Raw genomic sequence first — 16,724 nt, 5'->3', positions numbered from 1 at the left:
GGCCTGGCCACCGACCCGCGCCGCTGGAACGTCAGCGCAGTTCGCCGTACTGCGTGGTGCTCAGATCGGGTGCCGACCCTTCTGCGCCATGGCCGGGCATCTCGGTGTCTTCGAATCCCGACGGGGCCGGCGGCAGCAGCGGCCCGCTGCGCACGGTGGTTCCCGGCGAGGCGGCGGCGGCCGGCGCACGCGCGGCAGCGGCCGCGGTACCCAGCGCGCGCTTGAAGGCCGCCACCTCGTCCGCCTCGATCGGCTCATAGGTCTTGCCGGGCGCCGCGCCCTTGGAGGCGCCTTCGACCGGTGCGGGCGGCAGCAGGGGCGACGGATTGCGGGGCGCCAGCAACGACACCGGTTCCGCAGGGGCTGGAGGACGGACGGCGGCAGGGGGAAGCAGCGGTGCGGGTGCAGACACCGGGCCGTGCGCGGGGGAATGCGCAGGGCTGGAATGGCCTGCCGGCACGGGGATGCTCTTGCCCGGCACGCCCACGGCCACATGGTCGTTGATGCGCCAGTACACGGCCGTCACGAGGATGTCGAAACGCGATTTCGCCGTCTGGGCGATGAGTGCCTCAATCTCACTGAGGCGGACGGTCTCGCCGCCGTATTCGCGTGCGAGGTCGATCATCACGAGGAACTGGCGCCCCCGCTGGTCCAGCGACAGGACCTTGAACTTGTAGCCGGCCGACAGCACGCTGGCACGGACCATGGCATCGCGCACCACCGTGTAGAGCAACTCGCGCCGCTCCATGCGTTCGTTCTTGCGGTTGGCGGCGTGGTCGGCGGGCGCCGGTGGCACGGCAGGCCTTCCGCTGCGACCGGGGATGAGGGGGATGGTGGCGTCCGCGTTCAGCAGGCCGGTGGGCTCCGCGGCGGGACGGGGCCGGGGCGAGGGCGTTTTGCGGGAAAACCAGCTGAACAGGGACATGCGACGGGCCTTCTTTCAACAGGGCGGACGACTGCAACAAGTGTAATCGTGGCATCCGGCCCTCCCGGGCTGCGGATCCGGAACCTCCCCCGTCCGGTCGCTGCGCCGCCGTGTTCTGTCAGGTTGCCGCAACACGGCGACGGCGGTTGCCCAGCCGCCGCGACAGCACCGAGCCCGCAGCCATGGCCAGTCCGAGCGCCACGGCCGGTTGCCGGTTGGACAATTCGGTGAACCGCAGCGCCGTCAGGGTCCACAGCTTGCTGGGGGCGCCTGTCTGCACCGTCGCGCTGCGGGGGCGGTGCGAGAAGAAGGCGCCTTCGCCCACCAGAGAGCCCGGCCCCACGATGGCCAGCCGCAGCCGGCCCTTCTCGTCCTCGTAATGCACGCTGCAGCTGCCGCTTTCGATGAGATAGAGCGTGCGGTCCTTCACGCCCTGGGTGAACAGCGTGTGGCCCGCATCCACCTGCATCGGCAAGAGGTAGCCGGCCAGCAAATCCCACTGCTCGGTCGTGAAGGGGTTGGGGAGTCCGTCTTCCGCCACGGACTGGGCAATCGCGTACACGAGGCCGCTGAGATCGGCCTTGGTGGTGGAAGAGGGAGGAGACAGCACGGCATTCATAGTGGCGGGACGGTATCCCCGCAACCCCCCGCACACAAGCAGTCCTTACCTCTTTTTACAAAGCAGCTGCCTCATTTCCCGATGCAGAAGCTCGAAAAGATCACGCCCAGCAGGTCGTCGGAGGTGAATTCGCCGGTGATCGCGTTCAGCGCCTGCTGGGCCAACCGCAGTTCCTCGGCCAGCAGGTCCAATGCCGGCCCCTGCGCCTGCAGCTGAGCAGCCGCTTCCATCAGGTGCGCATCCACCGCCTGCAATGCCTCGACGTGGCGCGCCCGGGCGGTGTAGATGCCCTCGGGCGCGGACTGCCAGCCGGCAATGTCCAGCAGCACGCGGCGCAGGGTGTCCAGTCCATCGCCGGTGCGCGCGGACAGGCGCACCGAGGCGTGGCCGCCGGCCGCCGGGGCCGGCGCGGACTCCCGCGCAGCGGCAGCCCCCTCGGCACGGTCGCTTTTGTTCCAGACATCGACCACCGGCACGTGGCTGGGCAGTTTTTGCCCGATTGCCGCCGCAATCATTGAATCTGCCGCTATGTATTCAGGAGCATCCGCACGCGTGAGGTCGTGCAGGAACAGCACGGCGTCGGCCGCGGCGATCTCCTGCCATGCCCGCTCGATGCCGATCTTCTCGACCTCGTCCTCGCTCTCGCGCAGGCCGGCCGTGTCGATCACGTGCAGAGGCACGCCCTCGATCTGGATGGTCTGCTGCACCTTGTCGCGCGTGGTGCCGGCGATCGGGGTGACGATGGCCAGTTCGGCGCCGGCCAGCGCATTCAGCAGCGAACTCTTGCCTGCGTTGGGCTGCCCCGCGATCACCACCTTGATGCCCTCGCGCAGCAGGGCGCCCTGGCGCGTGCGGCGCATCACCTCCGCGAGCGTGGCCTGCAGCGCCGCCAACTGGCCATGGGCATCGGCCTTGCGCAGGAAGTCGATCTCTTCCTCGGGGAAGTCGAGCGTGGCCTCCACCAGCATGCGCAGGTGCACCAGGGCGTCGCGCAGGCGGTGGATCTCGTCCGAGAACGCACCCGCGAGCGAACGGCTGGCGCTGCGCGCGGCGGCCTCGGTGCTGGCGTCGATCAGATCGGCGATGGCCTCGGCCTGTGCCAGATCGATCTTGTCGTTGAGGAAGGCGCGCTCGGTGAACTCGCCCGGCTGCGCGAGCCGCAGGCCGGCCAGCGCGGGCCGGCCGGTGGCGGCGTCGGCCGTGGCGGCAGCGGCCAGGCAACGCGCCAGCAGCAACTGGAGCACCACGGGCCCGCCGTGCGCCTGCAGTTCCAGCACGTCCTCGCCGGTGTAGCTGTGGGGCGCGGGAAAGTAGAGCGCCAGGCCCTGGTCGATGGCCTGTCCCGCTGCGTCGCGGAACGGAAGATAGGTGGCCTCGCGCGGCCGCAGCGCGCGGCCGCACAGCGCCTGCACCAGCGCATCCAGCCCTTTGCCGGAGACACGCACGATGCCCACGGCCCCGCGCCCCGGAGCGGTGGCGATGGCGGCGATGGGGTCGGAATGGCGGGACAGCATGGGGGCAGAAAAGGAAGGAGAAAGGCGCGGGCCGGTCGGCCGCCAGGAACGCCGCGCATGATAGCCGCCGGCCGTCCGTCCATCCCCATGCCATCCGCGGATTTGCTACCAAATCAATAGCTTCGATAGCAGACGGCCCGCGGCCGCCGCTGCGCTTACTTGATGGTCGTCCAGTTGGGCATCGGGCGGTCGTCCGCGCGGTGCAGCGTCTCCACGCCCTTGCGCATCGCCCAGGGGCGGATCTGGTGGTGCAGGGGGATGTAGTAGTACTCGTCCTTGACCAGCTTCAGCGCATCGGCGATGAGTGCGTCGCGCTTGGCCGTGTCCATTTCCACCTTGATCTGGCCGATCATGCCGTCGAGCTTGGCATCGCTGAAGCGGCCGCCGTTGTAGACGCCCGCGGCGGTCTTGCCGTCCTTCGTGGACATCAGCGAATCCAGCGAGTAGAGCGCGTCGAACGTGGCCACGCCCCAGCCGAACAGGTAGGCGTTCACGTCGTTGTTCATCACGCGGCTGACGAACTGGGCCATGGGCGCGGCCTGCAGCGTGGTCTTGACGCCGATGCGGGTCCACATGGCGGTGACGGCCTGGCAGATCGCCTCGTCGTTCACGTAGCGGTCATTGGGGCAATCGAGCTTGAGCGAGAAGCCGTTGGGATAGCCGGCGTCGGCCAGCAGCTTCTTGGCGGCCTCCACGTCGTACTTGGCGGCACGCTCGTCCAGGCTCTTGCTCCAGCCGTTCACCATCGGCGCGACCATGGTGCCGGCGGGCACCGACAGGTTGCGCATGGTGCGGCTGTGGATGCCGGCCGAATCGACGGCTTGGTAGAGCGCCTGCCGCACGCGCTTGTCCTTGAGCGGGTTCTTGCCCGGCGTGCCGGCGCCCGGCAGTTCGTCGCGGAACTGGTCCAGGCCCAGGTAGATGGTGCGGTTCTCGGCGCCTTCGATCAGCTTGATGTCGGGGCTGGCCTTCATGCGGGCCAGATCCTGCGGCGGCGGATCGACGACGAAATCCACCTGGCCCGAAATCAGCGCGGCCGAGCGCGTGGCGGCGGACTTGATGGGCGTGAAGACCACCTCGTCGATGTTGCCCGAGGGCTTGTCCCACCACTCGGGGTTCTTCTTGAGCGTGACCTTCACGTCCGGCTGCCAGCCCACCAGGATGAACGGACCGGTGCCGTTGGCGTTGCGCGAGGCGAAGTTCTCTTCCTTGCCTGCGTAGTCCTGCGCCTTGGTCGAGTTGTTCTTCTCGGCCCAAGCCTTGTTCATGATGCGCGCCTCGGTCAGCTCGCGCAGCAGCACCGGGTTGGGGCCCTTGAGGATGAGGTCCACGGTGAAGTCGTCGACCTTCTTCACTTCCTTCACGCTCTGCACGGACGACTGCATGTTGGAAGGCGGCGTCATCGCGCGGGTGAGCGAGAACACCACGTCATCGGCCGTGAACGGCGCGCCATCGTGGAATTTGACGCCCTTGCGCAATTCGAAGCGCACCTGCGTGGGCGAGACCTGCGTCCACTTGGTGGCCAGGGAAGGCTGGATCTGGTACTTCTGGTCGTAGCGGACCAGGCTCTCGTACACCTGCTGAAGGAAGGCGTGCGTGGTCTGGTGGTTCTGGGCATGCGGATCCACGGTCAGGATGTCGTTTGCACCAGCCCAGCGCATCGTGGCGGCGTTCGCCGCGCCGGCACTGAGCAGGGCCGCCAGGGCGATCGTTCCGAGGGATAAATTCAAACGCTGCGTCATCAGCAAGCCTCCAAAAAGGGGAGTCGATAGAAGAACAGCAAGACTAGCAATCCTCGTACCCAAAAGACAACGGCCACACGCAGGTGGCCGTTGGGGATTGCCCGGATGGCGCACCGCGAAAGCGGTGCTCCATCCTGCAGCGGGGGATCAGCGGAACTTGGGCAGGTTGAACTGCGGCGGCACGCCCATGCGGGTGTTGATGATCCACTGCTGAGCGATCGACAGGATGTTGTTCGTCAGCCAGTACAGCACGAGGCCGGCCGGGAAGAAGAAGAACATCACGCTGAAGATCAGCGGCATGAACCACATCATCTTGGCCTGCATCGGATCCGGCGGCGCAGGGTTGAGCGCCGTCTGCAGCAGCGAGCTGGCGGTCATGAGCAGGGGCAGGATGAAGAACGGATCGGGCGAGGACAAATCCTTGATCCAGCCGATCCAGGGCGCGTTGCGCATTTCCACGCTCGACAGCAGCACCCAGTAGAGCGCGATGAACACGGGGATCTGGATCATGATGGGGAAGCAGCCGCCCATCGGGTTGACCTTCTCCTCGCGGTAGATGCGCATCATCTCCTGCTGCATCTGCTGCGGCTTGTCCTTCAGCCGCTCGCGCATTTCCATGATCTTCGGGTTGATGGCCTTCATCTTGGCCATGGAGGCGTACGCCTTGGCGTTGAGCCAGTAGAACGCGATCTTGAGCAGGAACACCAGCGCGACGATCGACCAGCCCCAGTTGTTCAGCACCTTGTGCAGTTGGTCCAGCAGCCAGTAGAGCGGCTTGGCCAGGATGGTGAGCCAGCCGTAATCCTTGACCAGTTCCAGGCCGGGCGTGAGCTTCTCGAGCATCGTCTCGATCTGCGGACCCGCGAAGAAGCGCGCATCGACCGTCTTGGTCTGGCCCGGGGCGATCTCGCCGATGGAGGCGAGCATGCCGACGGAATACAGGTTGGTGTCCACCTTGCGCACGAACAGGTCGCGCTGCACGCCATCGGCCAGCAGCCAGGCGGACGCGAAATAGTGCTGCACCATGGCCACGTAGCCGTTGGAGGACGACTTGTCGATCTCGGCCTTGCCGTTCTCGATGTCCTTGAAATCCACCTTGTGGTACTTCTTGGCTTCCGTGTAGACGGCGGGGCCGGTGAACGTGGAATAGAACGACGATTCGCCCGGCGGCTTGTTGCCGTCGCGCACGAGCTGCAGGTAGAGCTGCGGCGAGACGGGCGCCGTGCCGGTGTTCACCACCTCGTGCTTCACGGCCACGTCGTAGGCGCCGCGCTTCACGGTCCAGGTCTTGACCAGCTTCACGCCGCCCAGGTCGGGCGATTCAAAGCGGACGCTGACCTCGTTCTGCCCGTCCTGTAGGGTGCGGTTGCCCGGCGCCACGGACATCGGCGTCTTGTGGGTGGGGTAGGCGTTGCCGTTGCCGACCAGGCCCGTCTGCGCCACATAGACGCGCTGCGCGCTCTCGTCGAGCAGCGTGAAGGGCTTGGACTTGTCCGCCATGTCGGGATAGCCCAGCAGTTCGCCGTGCGTGAGCGAGCCGCCTTCGCTGTCGAACGTCAGCCGCAGCACGTCGGTGGTGACGGTGACCCGCTCGCGCGGTGCGTTCACGGAAGGTGCAGGCGTGGTGCCGGCAGGCACCTGCTGCGCCCCGGCCGCAGGCGCGGCATTGGCGGTGGCGCTCGGCGCGGGCACTCCGCCGCCCGGCACGCTGGCACTGCCGGTGGACGCGGGCGCCGAAGCGACGGCGGCAGGCGCCGCAGCGGGGAAGAAAGTGGCCTTGTGGCCGTTGTGCACTTGCCACTTGTCCCACAGCAGAACCATGGAAAAGCCAAATATCACCCACAGGATGGTGCGGCGAATGTCGTTCATGAAGACTTCTTTGGAGAGGAAGGAGTGGGGGTCTCGGTCGCGGGGGTGCCCGTCAGCCGCGAGAAAAGGCGCGGCGGCTGGTCCGGCACCGGATCGTGGCCGCCATCGCACCAGGGATGGCAACGCGCGAGGCGCCGCAAAGTGAGATAGCTGCCGGCCGCAGCGCCATGGCGCTCCAGAGCCTGCAGCGAATAGACGGAGCACGTGGGCTCGAAACGGCACGCGGACCCGAGCCAGGGGCTCAGGAAGAAGCGGTAGCCGCGCACCAGCGCCATGAGCAGCGTGCGCATCACGGCCCGGAGGTTTCCGAAAGCGGCTGCGCCGCCGGCAAATCCGCCGCGGGCCTGGCCGGTGCCTGCGCCTTGCCGGGCTTGCGCACGGCCTGGGCGAAAAGCTGCAGCAGCTCTGCGCGCACCGCCTGCTTGAGCGCCTCCGACACGGCACTGGGAAACTGCTTGCGGTCGAACCCCGCACGCAGCCGCACCACATGCGCGGCAGCTCCCAGCTGCGGCCCGAAAGCAGGGGCCACGGCGTAGATCTGCCGCTTGATGGCATTGCGCGTCACCGCGCGGCGCGCCCAGCGCTTGGGCACCATCGCCCCCAGCCAGGGATCGCCCGCAATGCCGCCGCCCATGGCAAACAGGGCCTGCGGGCCTTGCCGCGAAGGCAAGGCGCCGGGCCCTGAAGCAGGGGAAGCGTTCGATGGAGCCGGAGCCGGGAGGGCGGCGCCCGAAGCCGGGTCGGCCGGGGCCGCATCCAGGCGCAGGCGGTGCAGTGCGAAGTGCGGAGTCCGGGAAATGGTTCCCCCGGCCATGGCGGCCTGGAACTGCGGACGGGTCTTGAGCCGTTGCATGGAACCCCCATCGCCCGCGGCGCGGGCCGGACGCCGTGGCGGCCTCATACGGGTCGGCGATCAGGAAGAGGGCAAGGCGCTGGGCTCCGGGCAGTGCAGCAGCACGGCCAGGCGAAGCAACGCAGGCGCCTCTTCCGATGGCAAAGCCGTATCAGACGGCCAGACGCTTGCGGCCCTTGGCGCGGCGTGCGTTGATGACGGCACGGCCGCCGCGCGTCTTCATGCGCACGAGGAAACCGTGGGTGCGCGCACGGCGCGTCTTGGAAGGCTGGTAGGTACGTTTCATGATCGATTCCTGGAAGGTTCTTAGGTTGCAGGCCCGGCTTCGATCGGCCGGCCCGTCGCGTGTCGCATGGCCCACCACTCGGGCCGTGCGAGCCGCACGCGCTCCCCATCGCAGGGCTCTCAAGGCCTTGCAAGGTAGGAGCCGCCCGGGCTTTATCGCCCTGAACACATTCAGGGAAACCGGCGATTATCACAGGCTTGGCTCCTGGTGGCAATGCTTGGGGAACGGACGCGCGTTTATAGCAGGCCTTCCAACGCCCCGCCCAGCTTGTGGATAACCCCTTGAAAAGCTACAATCTACGGCCCTGATCCGTTCCTCCTATCCACAACAACAAACCGACTTCATGACCGAGGAACCCTCCCACAGCCCCGACCTCGATGCCGGCGCCGATCCCGGCCAAGGGCTGTGGCAAGCCTGCGTGGAACAGCTCGCGCAGGACCTGCCCGAACAGCAGTTCAACACCTGGATCAAGCCCCTCGCCGCCCAGGTCGCCCCCGACTTCTCCAAGGTCACCCTGCTGGTGGCCAACCGCTTCAAGCTCGACTGGATCCGCTCCCAGTACTCCGGCCGCATCACGGCCCTGCTGGAAGGCCTCTACGGCCAGCCCGTGACCCTGGAGTTAGCGCTCGCTCAGCGGGAAAGCGTTACCCGTACGGTGGTTCGGCCCGTCAGCCAACAGACGGCGATGGCTGCGGAACCCTCGTCCGGCGGCACCGCTCCGGAAGAGCCCGCGGCGGTGCCGTTCCGTTCGCGCCTCAATCCCGCGCTCACGTTCGAGACCCTCGTGGAAGGCACGGCCAACCGCATGGCGCGCTCGGCCGCCATGCACGTCGCCGGCTCGCCGGGCCACCTGTACAACCCGCTCTTCATCTACGGCGGCGTGGGCCTGGGCAAGACCCACCTGGTGCATGCCGTGGGCAACCGGCTGCTGCAGGACAAGCCCGACGCGAAAGTTCTCTACATCCATGCCGAGCAGTTCGTCTCGGATGTGGTTAAGGCCTACCAGCGCCGCACTTTCGATGAATTCAAGGCCCACTACCATTCGCTCGATCTGCTGCTGATCGACGATGTGCAGTTCTTCGCCAACAAGGACCGCACCCAGGAAGAATTCTTCAATGCCTTCGAGGCGCTGCTCGCCAAGAAGAGCCACATCGTGATGACGTCGGACACCTATCCGAAGGGCCTCGCGAACATCCACGAGCGGCTGGTGTCGCGCTTCGATTCGGGCCTCACGGTGACCATCGAGCCGCCCGAGCTGGAGATGCGCGTGGCGATCCTGATCAACAAGGCCCGCGCCGAGAGCGCCGAGATGCCCGAGGAAGTGGCGTTCTTCGTCGCCAAGAACGTGCGCTCCAACGTGCGCGAACTCGAAGGTGCGCTGCGCAAGATCCTGGCCTATTCGCGCTTCAACCAGAAGGAAGTCTCCATCCAGCTCGCGCGCGAGGCGCTGCGCGACCTGCTGTCGATCCAGAACCGGCAGATCAGTGTGGAAAACATCCAGAAGACCGTGGCCGACTACTACAAGATCAAGGTGGCCGACATGTACAGCAAGAAGCGCCCGGCCTCGATCGCGCGGCCCCGCCAGATCGCCATGTACCTGGCCAAGGAACTCACGCAGAAGAGCCTGCCCGAGATCGGCGAGCTCTTCGGCGGACGCGACCACACGACGGTGCTGCACGCGGTGCGCAAGATCGCCGGCGAGCGCCAGCAGCTCACCGAACTGAACCAGCAGCTGCACGTGCTGGAACAGACGCTCAAGGGCTGAGCGCGTACCGTGCCGGCGATGCCCCCGCGCACCCAGGAAATGCCCCGGTTCGCAGGCAAAATGCCAGGTTGGCCGTGGGCGGCCGGCGAGGGCCGATCCCGCGCGGCCGCCCGCCGCCCTGGCACCGTCGCAAAAATCATTAGGGGTTGAAGACATGATCGTCCTGAAGGCAACACAAGACAAGGTTCTCGCGGTACTGCAATCGGTCTCGGGCATCGTCGAGCGCCGCCATACGCTGCCCATCCTGGCCAACGTGCTGATCCGCAAGACCGGCAACGCCCTGCAGCTCACCACGAGCGACCTGGAGATCCAGATCCGCACCACCGCGGAACTGGGAGGCGACACGGGCGACTTCACCACCACGGTGGGCGCGCGCAAGCTCATCGACATCCTGAAGACCATGCCCGCCGACCAGACGGTGAGCCTGGAATCGCAGCAGTCCAAGCTGGTGCTCAAGGGCGGCAAGAGCCGTTTCACGCTGCAGTCGCTGCCGGCCGAGGACTTCCCCCTGGTGCAGGAATCGGCCGCGTTCGGCCCCGCCTTCAGCGTGCCGCAGAAGGTGCTCAAGGAACTGCTCGGCCAGGTCTCCTTCGCGATGGCGGTGCAGGACATCCGCTACTACCTGAACGGCATCCTCTTCGTGGCCGAGGGCAACACGCTCTCGCTGGTGGCCACCGACGGCCACCGCCTCGCCTTCGCGAGCGCCACGCTCGACGTCGAAGTGCCCAAGCAGGAGGTGATCCTGCCCCGCAAGACGGTGCTGGAGCTGCAGCGCCTGCTGTCGGACGCCGGCGGCGAGAACCAGCCCCACATCGAGATGCAGTTCGCCAACAACCAGGCGAAGTTCACCTTCGGCGGCATGGAGTTCGTCACCAAGCTGGTGGAGGGCAAGTTCCCCGACTACAACCGCGTGATCCCCAAGAACCACAAGAACAGCATCACGCTGGGCCGCGCGCCCCTGCTGGCCAGCCTGCAGCGCACGGCCATCATGACGAGCGACAAGTTCAAGGGCGTGCGCCTGAACCTGGAACCCGGCCTGCTGCGCGTGGCGTCGAACAACGCCGAGCAGGAAGAGGCCGTGGACGAGCTCGACATCGACTACGGCGGCGACACGATCGAGATCGGCTTCAACGTGACCTACCTCATCGACGCGCTCGCGAACATGGACCAGGACATGGTCCAGGTCGAACTCTCCGACGGCAACAGCTCGGCGCTGATGTCCATTCCTGAAAACGACCGCTTCAAGTACGTCGTGATGCCCATGCGCATCTGACGCATGCGCGGCCTCCGCCGGATCGGATTGCTACTATTTTTATAGCAAACTATTCAATGAATCCGCCGACATGAGGCCCCAAAGACTTCTTTTGACCCCCATGGGGAGCCGCCGACAGGCTTCCCCGGACCCCAAGGCCTTCCATGACCGCTGAGAACACCCTGCCCGAGCCCACCACCCCCGCGGGCGACACCCAAGCGCAGTCCATCGCAGCCGCCTCCGCGCCCGCCCAGGCCGTCGCACCCGTCGACGGCTACGGCGAAGGCGCGATCCAGATCCTGGAAGGCCTGGAGGCCGTGCGCAAGCGTCCGGGCATGTACATCGGCGACACCTCCGACGGCACCGGCCTGCACCATCTCGTCTTCGAGGTGGTGGACAACTCCATCGACGAGGCGCTCGCCGGGCACTGCGACGACATCGTCGTCACCATCCACTCCGACAACTCCATCAGCGTGGTGGACAACGGCCGCGGCATCCCCACGGGCGTGAAGATGGACGACAAGCACGAGCCCAAGCGCTCGGCCGCCGAGATCGCGCTCACCGAACTGCACGCAGGCGGCAAGTTCAACCAGAACAGCTACAAGGTCTCGGGCGGCCTGCACGGCGTGGGCGTCTCGTGCGTGAACGCGCTCAGCAAGATGCTGCGCCTCACGGTGCGCCGCGACGGCAAGGTGCACGTGCTCGAATTCAGCCAGGGCTTCGTGCAGAACCGCATCCTGGAGACGGCGAACGGCGTCGAGGTCTCGCCCATGCGCGTGACCGGCGAGACCGACAAGCGCGGCACCGAGGTCCACTTCCTGCCCGACACCGAGATCTTCAAGGAGAACCACGACTTCCACTACGAGATCCTCGCCAAGCGCCTGCGCGAACTCTCGTTCCTGAACAACGGCGTGCGCATCCGCCTGAAGGACGAGCGCACGGGCAAGGAAGACGACTTCTCCGGCGCGGGCGGCGTGAAGGGCTTCGTGGACTTCATCAACGCCAACAAGAAGGTGCTGCACCCCACGGCCTTCCACGCCACGGGCACGCGCCCGGCCGACACCTATGGCGGCATCCCCGGCACCGAGATCGGCGTGGAAGTGGCCATGCAGTGGAACGACGGCTACAGCGAGCAGGTGCTCTGCTTCACCAACAACATCCCGCAGCGCGACGGCGGCACCCACCTGACCGGCCTGCGCGCCGCGATGACGCGCGTGATCGGCAAGTACATCGAGCAGCAGGAACTGGCCAAGAAGGCCAAGGTCGAGGTGAGCGGCGACGACATGCGCGAAGGGCTCTGCTGCGTGCTGAGCGTCAAGGTGCCAGAGCCCAAGTTCTCCAGCCAGACCAAGGACAAGCTGGTGTCCAGCGAAGTGCGCGCGCCGGTGGAAGACATCGTCGCCAAGACGCTGACCGACTACCTCGAAGAGCGCCCGAACGACGCCAAGATCCTCTGCGGCAAGATCATCGAAGCCGCCCGCGCCCGCGAAGCCGCGCGCCGTGCCCGCGAGATGACGCGCCGCAAGGGCGTGCTCGACGGCATGGGCCTGCCCGGCAAGCTGGCCGACTGCCAGGAGAAGGACCCCGCGCTCAGCGAGATCTACATCGTCGAGGGCGACTCCGCCGGCGGCTCCGCCAAGCAGGGCCGCGACCGCAAGTTCCAGGCGATCCTGCCGCTGCGCGGCAAGATCCTGAACGTGGAGAAGGCGCGCTACGAGAAGCTGCTCACCTCCAACGAAATCCTCACGCTCATCACCGCCCTGGGCACCGGCATCGGCAAGGCCAGCGCGGACGGCACCGGCAAGAGCGGCGCCGACGATTTCAACGTGGACAAGCTGCGCTACCACCGCATCATCATCATGACCGACGCGGACGTGGACGGCGCGCACATCCGCACGCTGCTGCTGACCTTCTTCTACCGCCAGATGCCCGAGCTGGTCGAACGCGGCCACATCTACATCGCCCAGCCGCCCCTCTACAAGGTGAAGAACGGCAAGGAAGAGCTGTACCTGAAGGACGGCCCCGCGCTCGACACCTTCCTGCTGCGCGTGGCCCTGCGCGACGCGAGCGTGACCACCGGCGGCGAGCAGCCCCGCACGCTGGACGGCGAGACCCTGGCCACGCTGGCACAGAAGCACCAGGTGGCCGAAGGCGTGATCGAGCGCCTGTCGGTCTTCATGGACCGTGAAGCTCTGCGCGCCATCGCCGACGGCGTGGCGCTGAACCTCGACACCGTGCAGGACGCCGAAGCCAGCGCCGTCGCCCTCCAGGCCAAGCTGCGCGAACTCACCACCACCGGCGTGCCCGCCGAAGTGGCCGGCGAATTCGACGCCCGCACCGACAAGCCCATCCTGCGCATCAGCCGCCGCCACCACGGCAACATCAAGAGCAGCATCATCACGCAGGACTTCGTGCACGGCGCCGACTACGCCGCCCTGGCCGAAGCCGCCAACACCTTCCGCGGCCTGCTGGCCGAGGGCGCCAAGGCGCAGCGCGGCGAAGGCGACCGCCAGCGCGACGAAAAAGTGGGCGACTTCCGCCAGGCCATGGCCTGGCTCATCAAGGAAGCCGAACGCACCACCAGCCGCCAGCGCTACAAGGGCTTGGGCGAGATGAACCCCGGCCAGCTCTGGGAAACCACCATGGATCCCGAAGTGCGCCGACTGCTGCGCGTGCAGATCGAGGACGCGATCGAGGCGGACCGGGTGTTCACGATGCTGATGGGAGACGAGGTCGAGCCGCGGCGGGAGTTTATTGAGACGAATGCGTTGCGGGCGGGGAATATTGATGTGTGAGGGGGTGCAGAGCGAAGCATAAGGCGCGAAACGGCGAGCCATAAGATGCGAAACCTTTGGTTCTTTGCGCAGCGTATTCACTAGCTATCGACGCGAGGCAGCAAAGGGATATGGTTCCATTCTTCAGTATCCATTGCCGTCAGCTAACTCTGCAGCCCAGACTGCACGGCGTGTGTGCAGGGTATGAGTCTGGAGCATGGCGCGTCGAGCAGCTTTCACGCTACCTGATGGAATGGTTGCCGGAGTTCTCGCTCTCCTTTTCGGAGCGCGAATCCATCAACGACACGAACTTGGTAAGCCAGCTCCGCAAGGCGGCCCAGATCGTCTACGACACCGACAAATACGACCGACGCGGTGAGTTCGGCGAGCTCATTCTTCACGCATTGATGCGCGAGGCCGTGGGGACGCAGTCCGCTATTAGCAAAATCTACTTCAAGGACTCCGTCAACAACACGGTCAAAGGTTTCGACGCCGTGCACGTCTTGTCGACACCGAATGGCCTTGAACTGTGGCTTGGCGAAGTCAAGTTCTACAAGAGCATTACGCGGGCAATTGCAGATGTTGTGCCAGAGCTGGAGGCCCACTTCCAAGACGACTATCTTAAGAAGGAATTCGTACTCATCACCAACAAGCTCGACCCGAAATGGGATGGCACGGAAAAGGTGAAGGACCTCCTTCATCGCAACCGGTCGCTCGATGAGGTCGTAACCGCCATCGTGGTGCCTGTGCTGCTGACGTACGACAGTTCGACGGTGAAGAACTTCGATCAGGCCTCAGCACAATACAAGGCAGCGCTGGAGGCTGAGCTGACGGCAAACCACAAGAAATTCGTCGCCAAGAACAGCGTCACCAAGGTTCGCATCGAGCTGTTCCTGTTCCCGATGGCCAGCAAGGATGACCTGCTGGCTCAACTGAACAAGCGCCTGCAGGCGGCTCAGGATCTATGAGCTACAGCGAACTTCGGAGCACGCTAGACGCGCTCGGTTTTCGCGAGAAGATAGACGCCTTCCGCTTCCTAGCGCAGCTCTCTTCATTTACCTCGCTCGCAGAGAACGAGGAACAACTGCAGTCAGCTCGTGAGCTTTTGGTCCGCGTTCTTGAACACAAGGCAGTGTTCGCGTCATACGAACCCATCGTTCAGACACTGCTACGCAAGGTGGGGCTCTTTCCGTACGTTGATGCAGCGGTCTCTGGCGTCGCCGCGCAGATTGCCACAGAGACGCATCGCCCCGAGGCGATGCCTGAGGGAATCATCTTTACCACCAAGCAAGCCGAGGTGTACCGAGAGCTGATGGCGGGACGCAGCGTGATCCTGAGCGCGCCGACGAGTTTCGGGAAGAGCCTCATCATCGACGCGGTGGTCGCCAGCAGGCGGCACCGCAACATCGTCGTTGTCGTACCGACGCTGGCGCTGGTGGACGAGACCCGGAAGCGGCTGATGCGTTTCCGCAGCCAGTACAAGGTTATTACGCACCTGAGCCAAGAGCCTGCCGAGCAAAACATCTTCGTCCACACGCAAGAGCGCGTGGTCGAGAACCCTCACATCAAGCAGATCGACTTCTTTGTCATCGACGAGTTCTACAAGCTACAGATCGAAGATTCCGGCGAGGGAAATGAGCGCGCGGTTCTGCTGAATCATGCGTTCTACCGCCTTGTGAAGCAAGCCAAGCAGTTCTACATGCTCGGCCCAAACATCAATGAACTCCCCGACGGGTTCGGTGCCAACTACCGTTGCTCATTCATCAAGACTGAGTTCAGTACGGTGGCGTCCGATACGCACCTAGTGCCTGCTGGGGGCGACGACGTGGCGCGTCTGAAAAAGCTCGTGCCGCTACTTACGGGACCAACGCTGGTTTTCAGCGGCTCCGTGAAGGGAGCAAGAAACCTTGGTAAGGCCGTTTCGGACGTTCATAAGGGCTTCGAAGCCAAGTCAGGATTGGTAGGCGCCATCGACTGGCTCAGCACCAACTACAGCCCCAAATGGGGCTTAGTGAAGGCACTCAAGGCCGGGGTCGGCATCCATCACGGCAAGCTTCCGAGGTCCATCGCCCAAATGCTAGTGCGCCTGTTTAACGGCGGACATCTCAGCTACTTGGTGTGTACATCTACGCTCATTGAAGGCGTGAACACTGCGGCACGCAACGTGGTTGTGGCGGACAACACCATCAACCGCAAGAAGTACGACTTCTTCACCTTCAACAACATCCGAGGGCGTTCCGGCCGCATGTGGGAGCACTACGTCGGGCACGTGTATCTGTTCAACGACCCGCCCGAAAAGAAGCTTGAGTTCGTCGACGTCCCTGTTTTCACGCAGAACGACGATGCGCCGGATTCCTTGCTCGTTCAGCTGGATGAGAACGACCTCGCTCCGGGCGTGGCAGGTCGGATGCGGCAGATATGGGAACAGAACTCGCTTTCTTTGGAGACCATTAAAAAGAACGTCGGCATCGAACCCTGGGGACAGATCGAACTAGCGCGGGAGATTGAAGAGAACATTGACAGGCTGGCCCCCATGCTTTCTTGGACGGGGTATCCGACCTACGACCAAATGCTTACGGTTTTCGACTTGGCTTGGCGTCATTTCAAGGTGAGGGCGCTCGCCGGCGTCGTCAGTCCCAAGCAGCTCACATTCAGAGTCAACCAGTACCGAATGCAGCCGAGCTTTGCAGTACAGCTGCGCGCGGCGCTGAGCGGTAAGTCCGGTGACGACGCAGACGAGGCGCTTGAAAGTTTCCTCGAATTTGCTAGGCAATGGGTTGGCTTCAAAGCCCCCCGCTTAAAGCGGCTAACAAAACCATGTCATCGCAAATCGAGCGAAGAGCGTTTGGTGATGCATGAGTCGAAACAAGAAAAAAGAGATAAGCGCAGCACTGTTCAAGAAGGTTGCGCCGCTGTTGCCGGTAGTCGCCGCCTCGGCCAAGGGCGGTCGCCCGCGGGTGAGCGACGAGATGGCCCTCAACGGCATCCTGTTCGTTTTGCGCACCGGCATCCCTTGGGAAGAGTTGCCCCAGGAACTGGGCTTTGGCAGCGGCATGACTTGCTGGCGGCGTCTACGTGACTGGCAGGCCGTGGGAGTGTGGCATCGCCTGCATCTGCTGTTGCTC

The 16,724-nt window shown here is 65.0% G+C and carries 13 protein-coding genes and 1 pseudogene; 6 read left to right on the top strand and 8 right to left on the bottom strand.

The features are described 5' to 3' along the window. Positions 1–31: 31 nt before the first annotated feature. From BM144_RS17440 to rpmH, 8 genes are all read right to left on the bottom strand, one after another. Positions 32–925, bottom strand: a complete 894-nt coding sequence (locus BM144_RS17440) for a hypothetical protein (protein ID WP_092955113.1) — start codon at positions 923–925, stop codon at positions 32–34. A gap of 118 nt (positions 926–1,043) precedes the next feature. After that, positions 1,044–1,544 (bottom strand): Crp/Fnr family transcriptional regulator, encoded by a 501-nt coding sequence (locus BM144_RS17435; protein ID WP_092955110.1) that lies wholly within the window; start codon positions 1,542–1,544, stop codon positions 1,044–1,046. A 71-nt stretch (positions 1,545–1,615) separates the two neighbouring features. Beyond that, positions 1,616–3,058 carry a tRNA uridine-5-carboxymethylaminomethyl(34) synthesis GTPase MnmE gene (gene mnmE, locus BM144_RS17430; protein WP_092955107.1) on the bottom strand — a complete coding sequence of 481 codons (1,443 nt, stop codon included), beginning with the start codon at positions 3,056–3,058 and terminating at the stop codon, positions 1,616–1,618. A 155-nt stretch (positions 3,059–3,213) separates the two neighbouring features. Further along, positions 3,214–4,800, bottom strand: coding sequence for an ABC transporter substrate-binding protein (locus tag BM144_RS17425; protein ID WP_092955104.1), 1,587 nt, complete (start codon positions 4,798–4,800; stop codon positions 3,214–3,216). Positions 4,801–4,947: 147 nt separating this feature from the next. Continuing rightward, positions 4,948–6,669 carry a membrane protein insertase YidC gene (gene yidC, locus BM144_RS17420; RefSeq protein WP_092955101.1) on the bottom strand — a complete coding sequence of 574 codons (1,722 nt, stop codon included), beginning with the start codon at positions 6,667–6,669 and terminating at the stop codon, positions 4,948–4,950. Beyond that, the gene (gene yidD, locus BM144_RS17415) at positions 6,666–6,962 is read right to left on the bottom strand and encodes a membrane protein insertion efficiency factor YidD (RefSeq protein ID WP_092955098.1); all 297 of its coding nucleotides are present in this window, start codon (positions 6,960–6,962) and stop codon (positions 6,666–6,668) included. The genes yidC and yidD overlap by 4 nt, the downstream gene beginning before the upstream one ends. Next, positions 6,959–7,522, bottom strand: coding sequence for a ribonuclease P protein component (locus BM144_RS17410; protein ID WP_092955095.1), 564 nt, complete (start codon positions 7,520–7,522; stop codon positions 6,959–6,961). Before BM144_RS17410 ends, yidD begins: the two co-directional genes overlap by 4 nt. 151 nt (positions 7,523–7,673) lie before the next feature. Continuing rightward, on the bottom strand, positions 7,674–7,808 hold the full coding sequence (gene rpmH, locus BM144_RS17405; protein WP_005798102.1) for a 50S ribosomal protein L34: 135 nt from the start codon (positions 7,806–7,808) through the stop codon (positions 7,674–7,676). Positions 7,809–8,151: 343 nt separating this feature from the next. On the opposite strand from rpmH, the gene dnaA reads away from it, so the two are divergent. The 6 genes and pseudogenes from dnaA to BM144_RS23200 all read left to right on the top strand — a co-directional run. Further along, a complete protein-coding gene (gene dnaA / locus BM144_RS17400) occupies positions 8,152–9,573 on the top strand; it encodes a chromosomal replication initiator protein DnaA (protein WP_092955092.1) in 1,422 nt (473 codons plus the stop codon). A 154-nt stretch (positions 9,574–9,727) separates the two neighbouring features. Beyond that, positions 9,728–10,846: a DNA polymerase III subunit beta gene (gene dnaN / locus BM144_RS17395; protein WP_092955089.1), complete on the top strand. Its 1,119-nt coding sequence runs from the start codon at positions 9,728–9,730 to the stop codon at positions 10,844–10,846. A 143-nt stretch (positions 10,847–10,989) separates the two neighbouring features. Further along, positions 10,990–13,620 carry a DNA topoisomerase (ATP-hydrolyzing) subunit B gene (gyrB, locus tag BM144_RS17390; protein ID WP_092955086.1) on the top strand — a complete coding sequence of 877 codons (2,631 nt, stop codon included), beginning with the start codon at positions 10,990–10,992 and terminating at the stop codon, positions 13,618–13,620. Between the two features lie 110 nt (positions 13,621–13,730). Next, positions 13,731–14,567, top strand: a complete 837-nt coding sequence (locus tag BM144_RS17385; RefSeq protein ID WP_092955083.1) for a HamA C-terminal domain-containing protein — start codon at positions 13,731–13,733, stop codon at positions 14,565–14,567. Further along, positions 14,564–15,250 (top strand): annotated as a pseudogene (locus tag BM144_RS23735) (DEAD/DEAH box helicase); the annotation flags it as partial. The gene BM144_RS17385 and the pseudogene BM144_RS23735, both read left to right, overlap by 4 nt. A 1,204-nt stretch (positions 15,251–16,454) precedes the next feature. Further along, a partial coding sequence (locus BM144_RS23200; RefSeq protein ID WP_175526059.1) for a transposase occupies positions 16,455–16,724 on the top strand: 270 nt, incomplete at its 3' end.

This window comes from Paracidovorax konjaci (assembly GCF_900112675.1).
Classification (GTDB): Bacteria; Pseudomonadota; Gammaproteobacteria; order Burkholderiales; family Burkholderiaceae_C; genus Paracidovorax; species Paracidovorax konjaci.
Note: the sequence above shows the minus strand (reverse complement) of the source record. Positions and strands in the feature narration are given on the sequence as shown.

Coding starts and splice junctions, on each gene's coding strand:
- BM144_RS17440 (WP_092955113.1), bottom strand. CDS start 925: ATGTCCCTGTTCAGCTGGTTTTCCCGCAAAACGCCCTCGCCCCGGCCC.
- BM144_RS17435 (WP_092955110.1), bottom strand. CDS start 1,544: ATGAATGCCGTGCTGTCTCCTCCCTCTTCCACCACCAAGGCCGATCTC.
- mnmE (WP_092955107.1), bottom strand. CDS start 3,058: ATGCTGTCCCGCCATTCCGACCCCATCGCCGCCATCGCCACCGCTCCG.
- BM144_RS17425 (WP_092955104.1), bottom strand. CDS start 4,800: ATGACGCAGCGTTTGAATTTATCCCTCGGAACGATCGCCCTGGCGGCC.
- yidC (WP_092955101.1), bottom strand. CDS start 6,669: ATGAACGACATTCGCCGCACCATCCTGTGGGTGATATTTGGCTTTTCC.
- BM144_RS17410 (WP_092955095.1), bottom strand. CDS start 7,522: ATGCAACGGCTCAAGACCCGTCCGCAGTTCCAGGCCGCCATGGCCGGG.
- rpmH (WP_005798102.1), bottom strand. CDS start 7,808: ATGAAACGTACCTACCAGCCTTCCAAGACGCGCCGTGCGCGCACCCAC.
- dnaA (WP_092955092.1), top strand. CDS start 8,152: ATGACCGAGGAACCCTCCCACAGCCCCGACCTCGATGCCGGCGCCGAT.
- dnaN (WP_092955089.1), top strand. CDS start 9,728: ATGATCGTCCTGAAGGCAACACAAGACAAGGTTCTCGCGGTACTGCAA.
- gyrB (WP_092955086.1), top strand. CDS start 10,990: ATGACCGCTGAGAACACCCTGCCCGAGCCCACCACCCCCGCGGGCGAC.
- BM144_RS17385 (WP_092955083.1), top strand. CDS start 13,731: ATGGTTCCATTCTTCAGTATCCATTGCCGTCAGCTAACTCTGCAGCCC.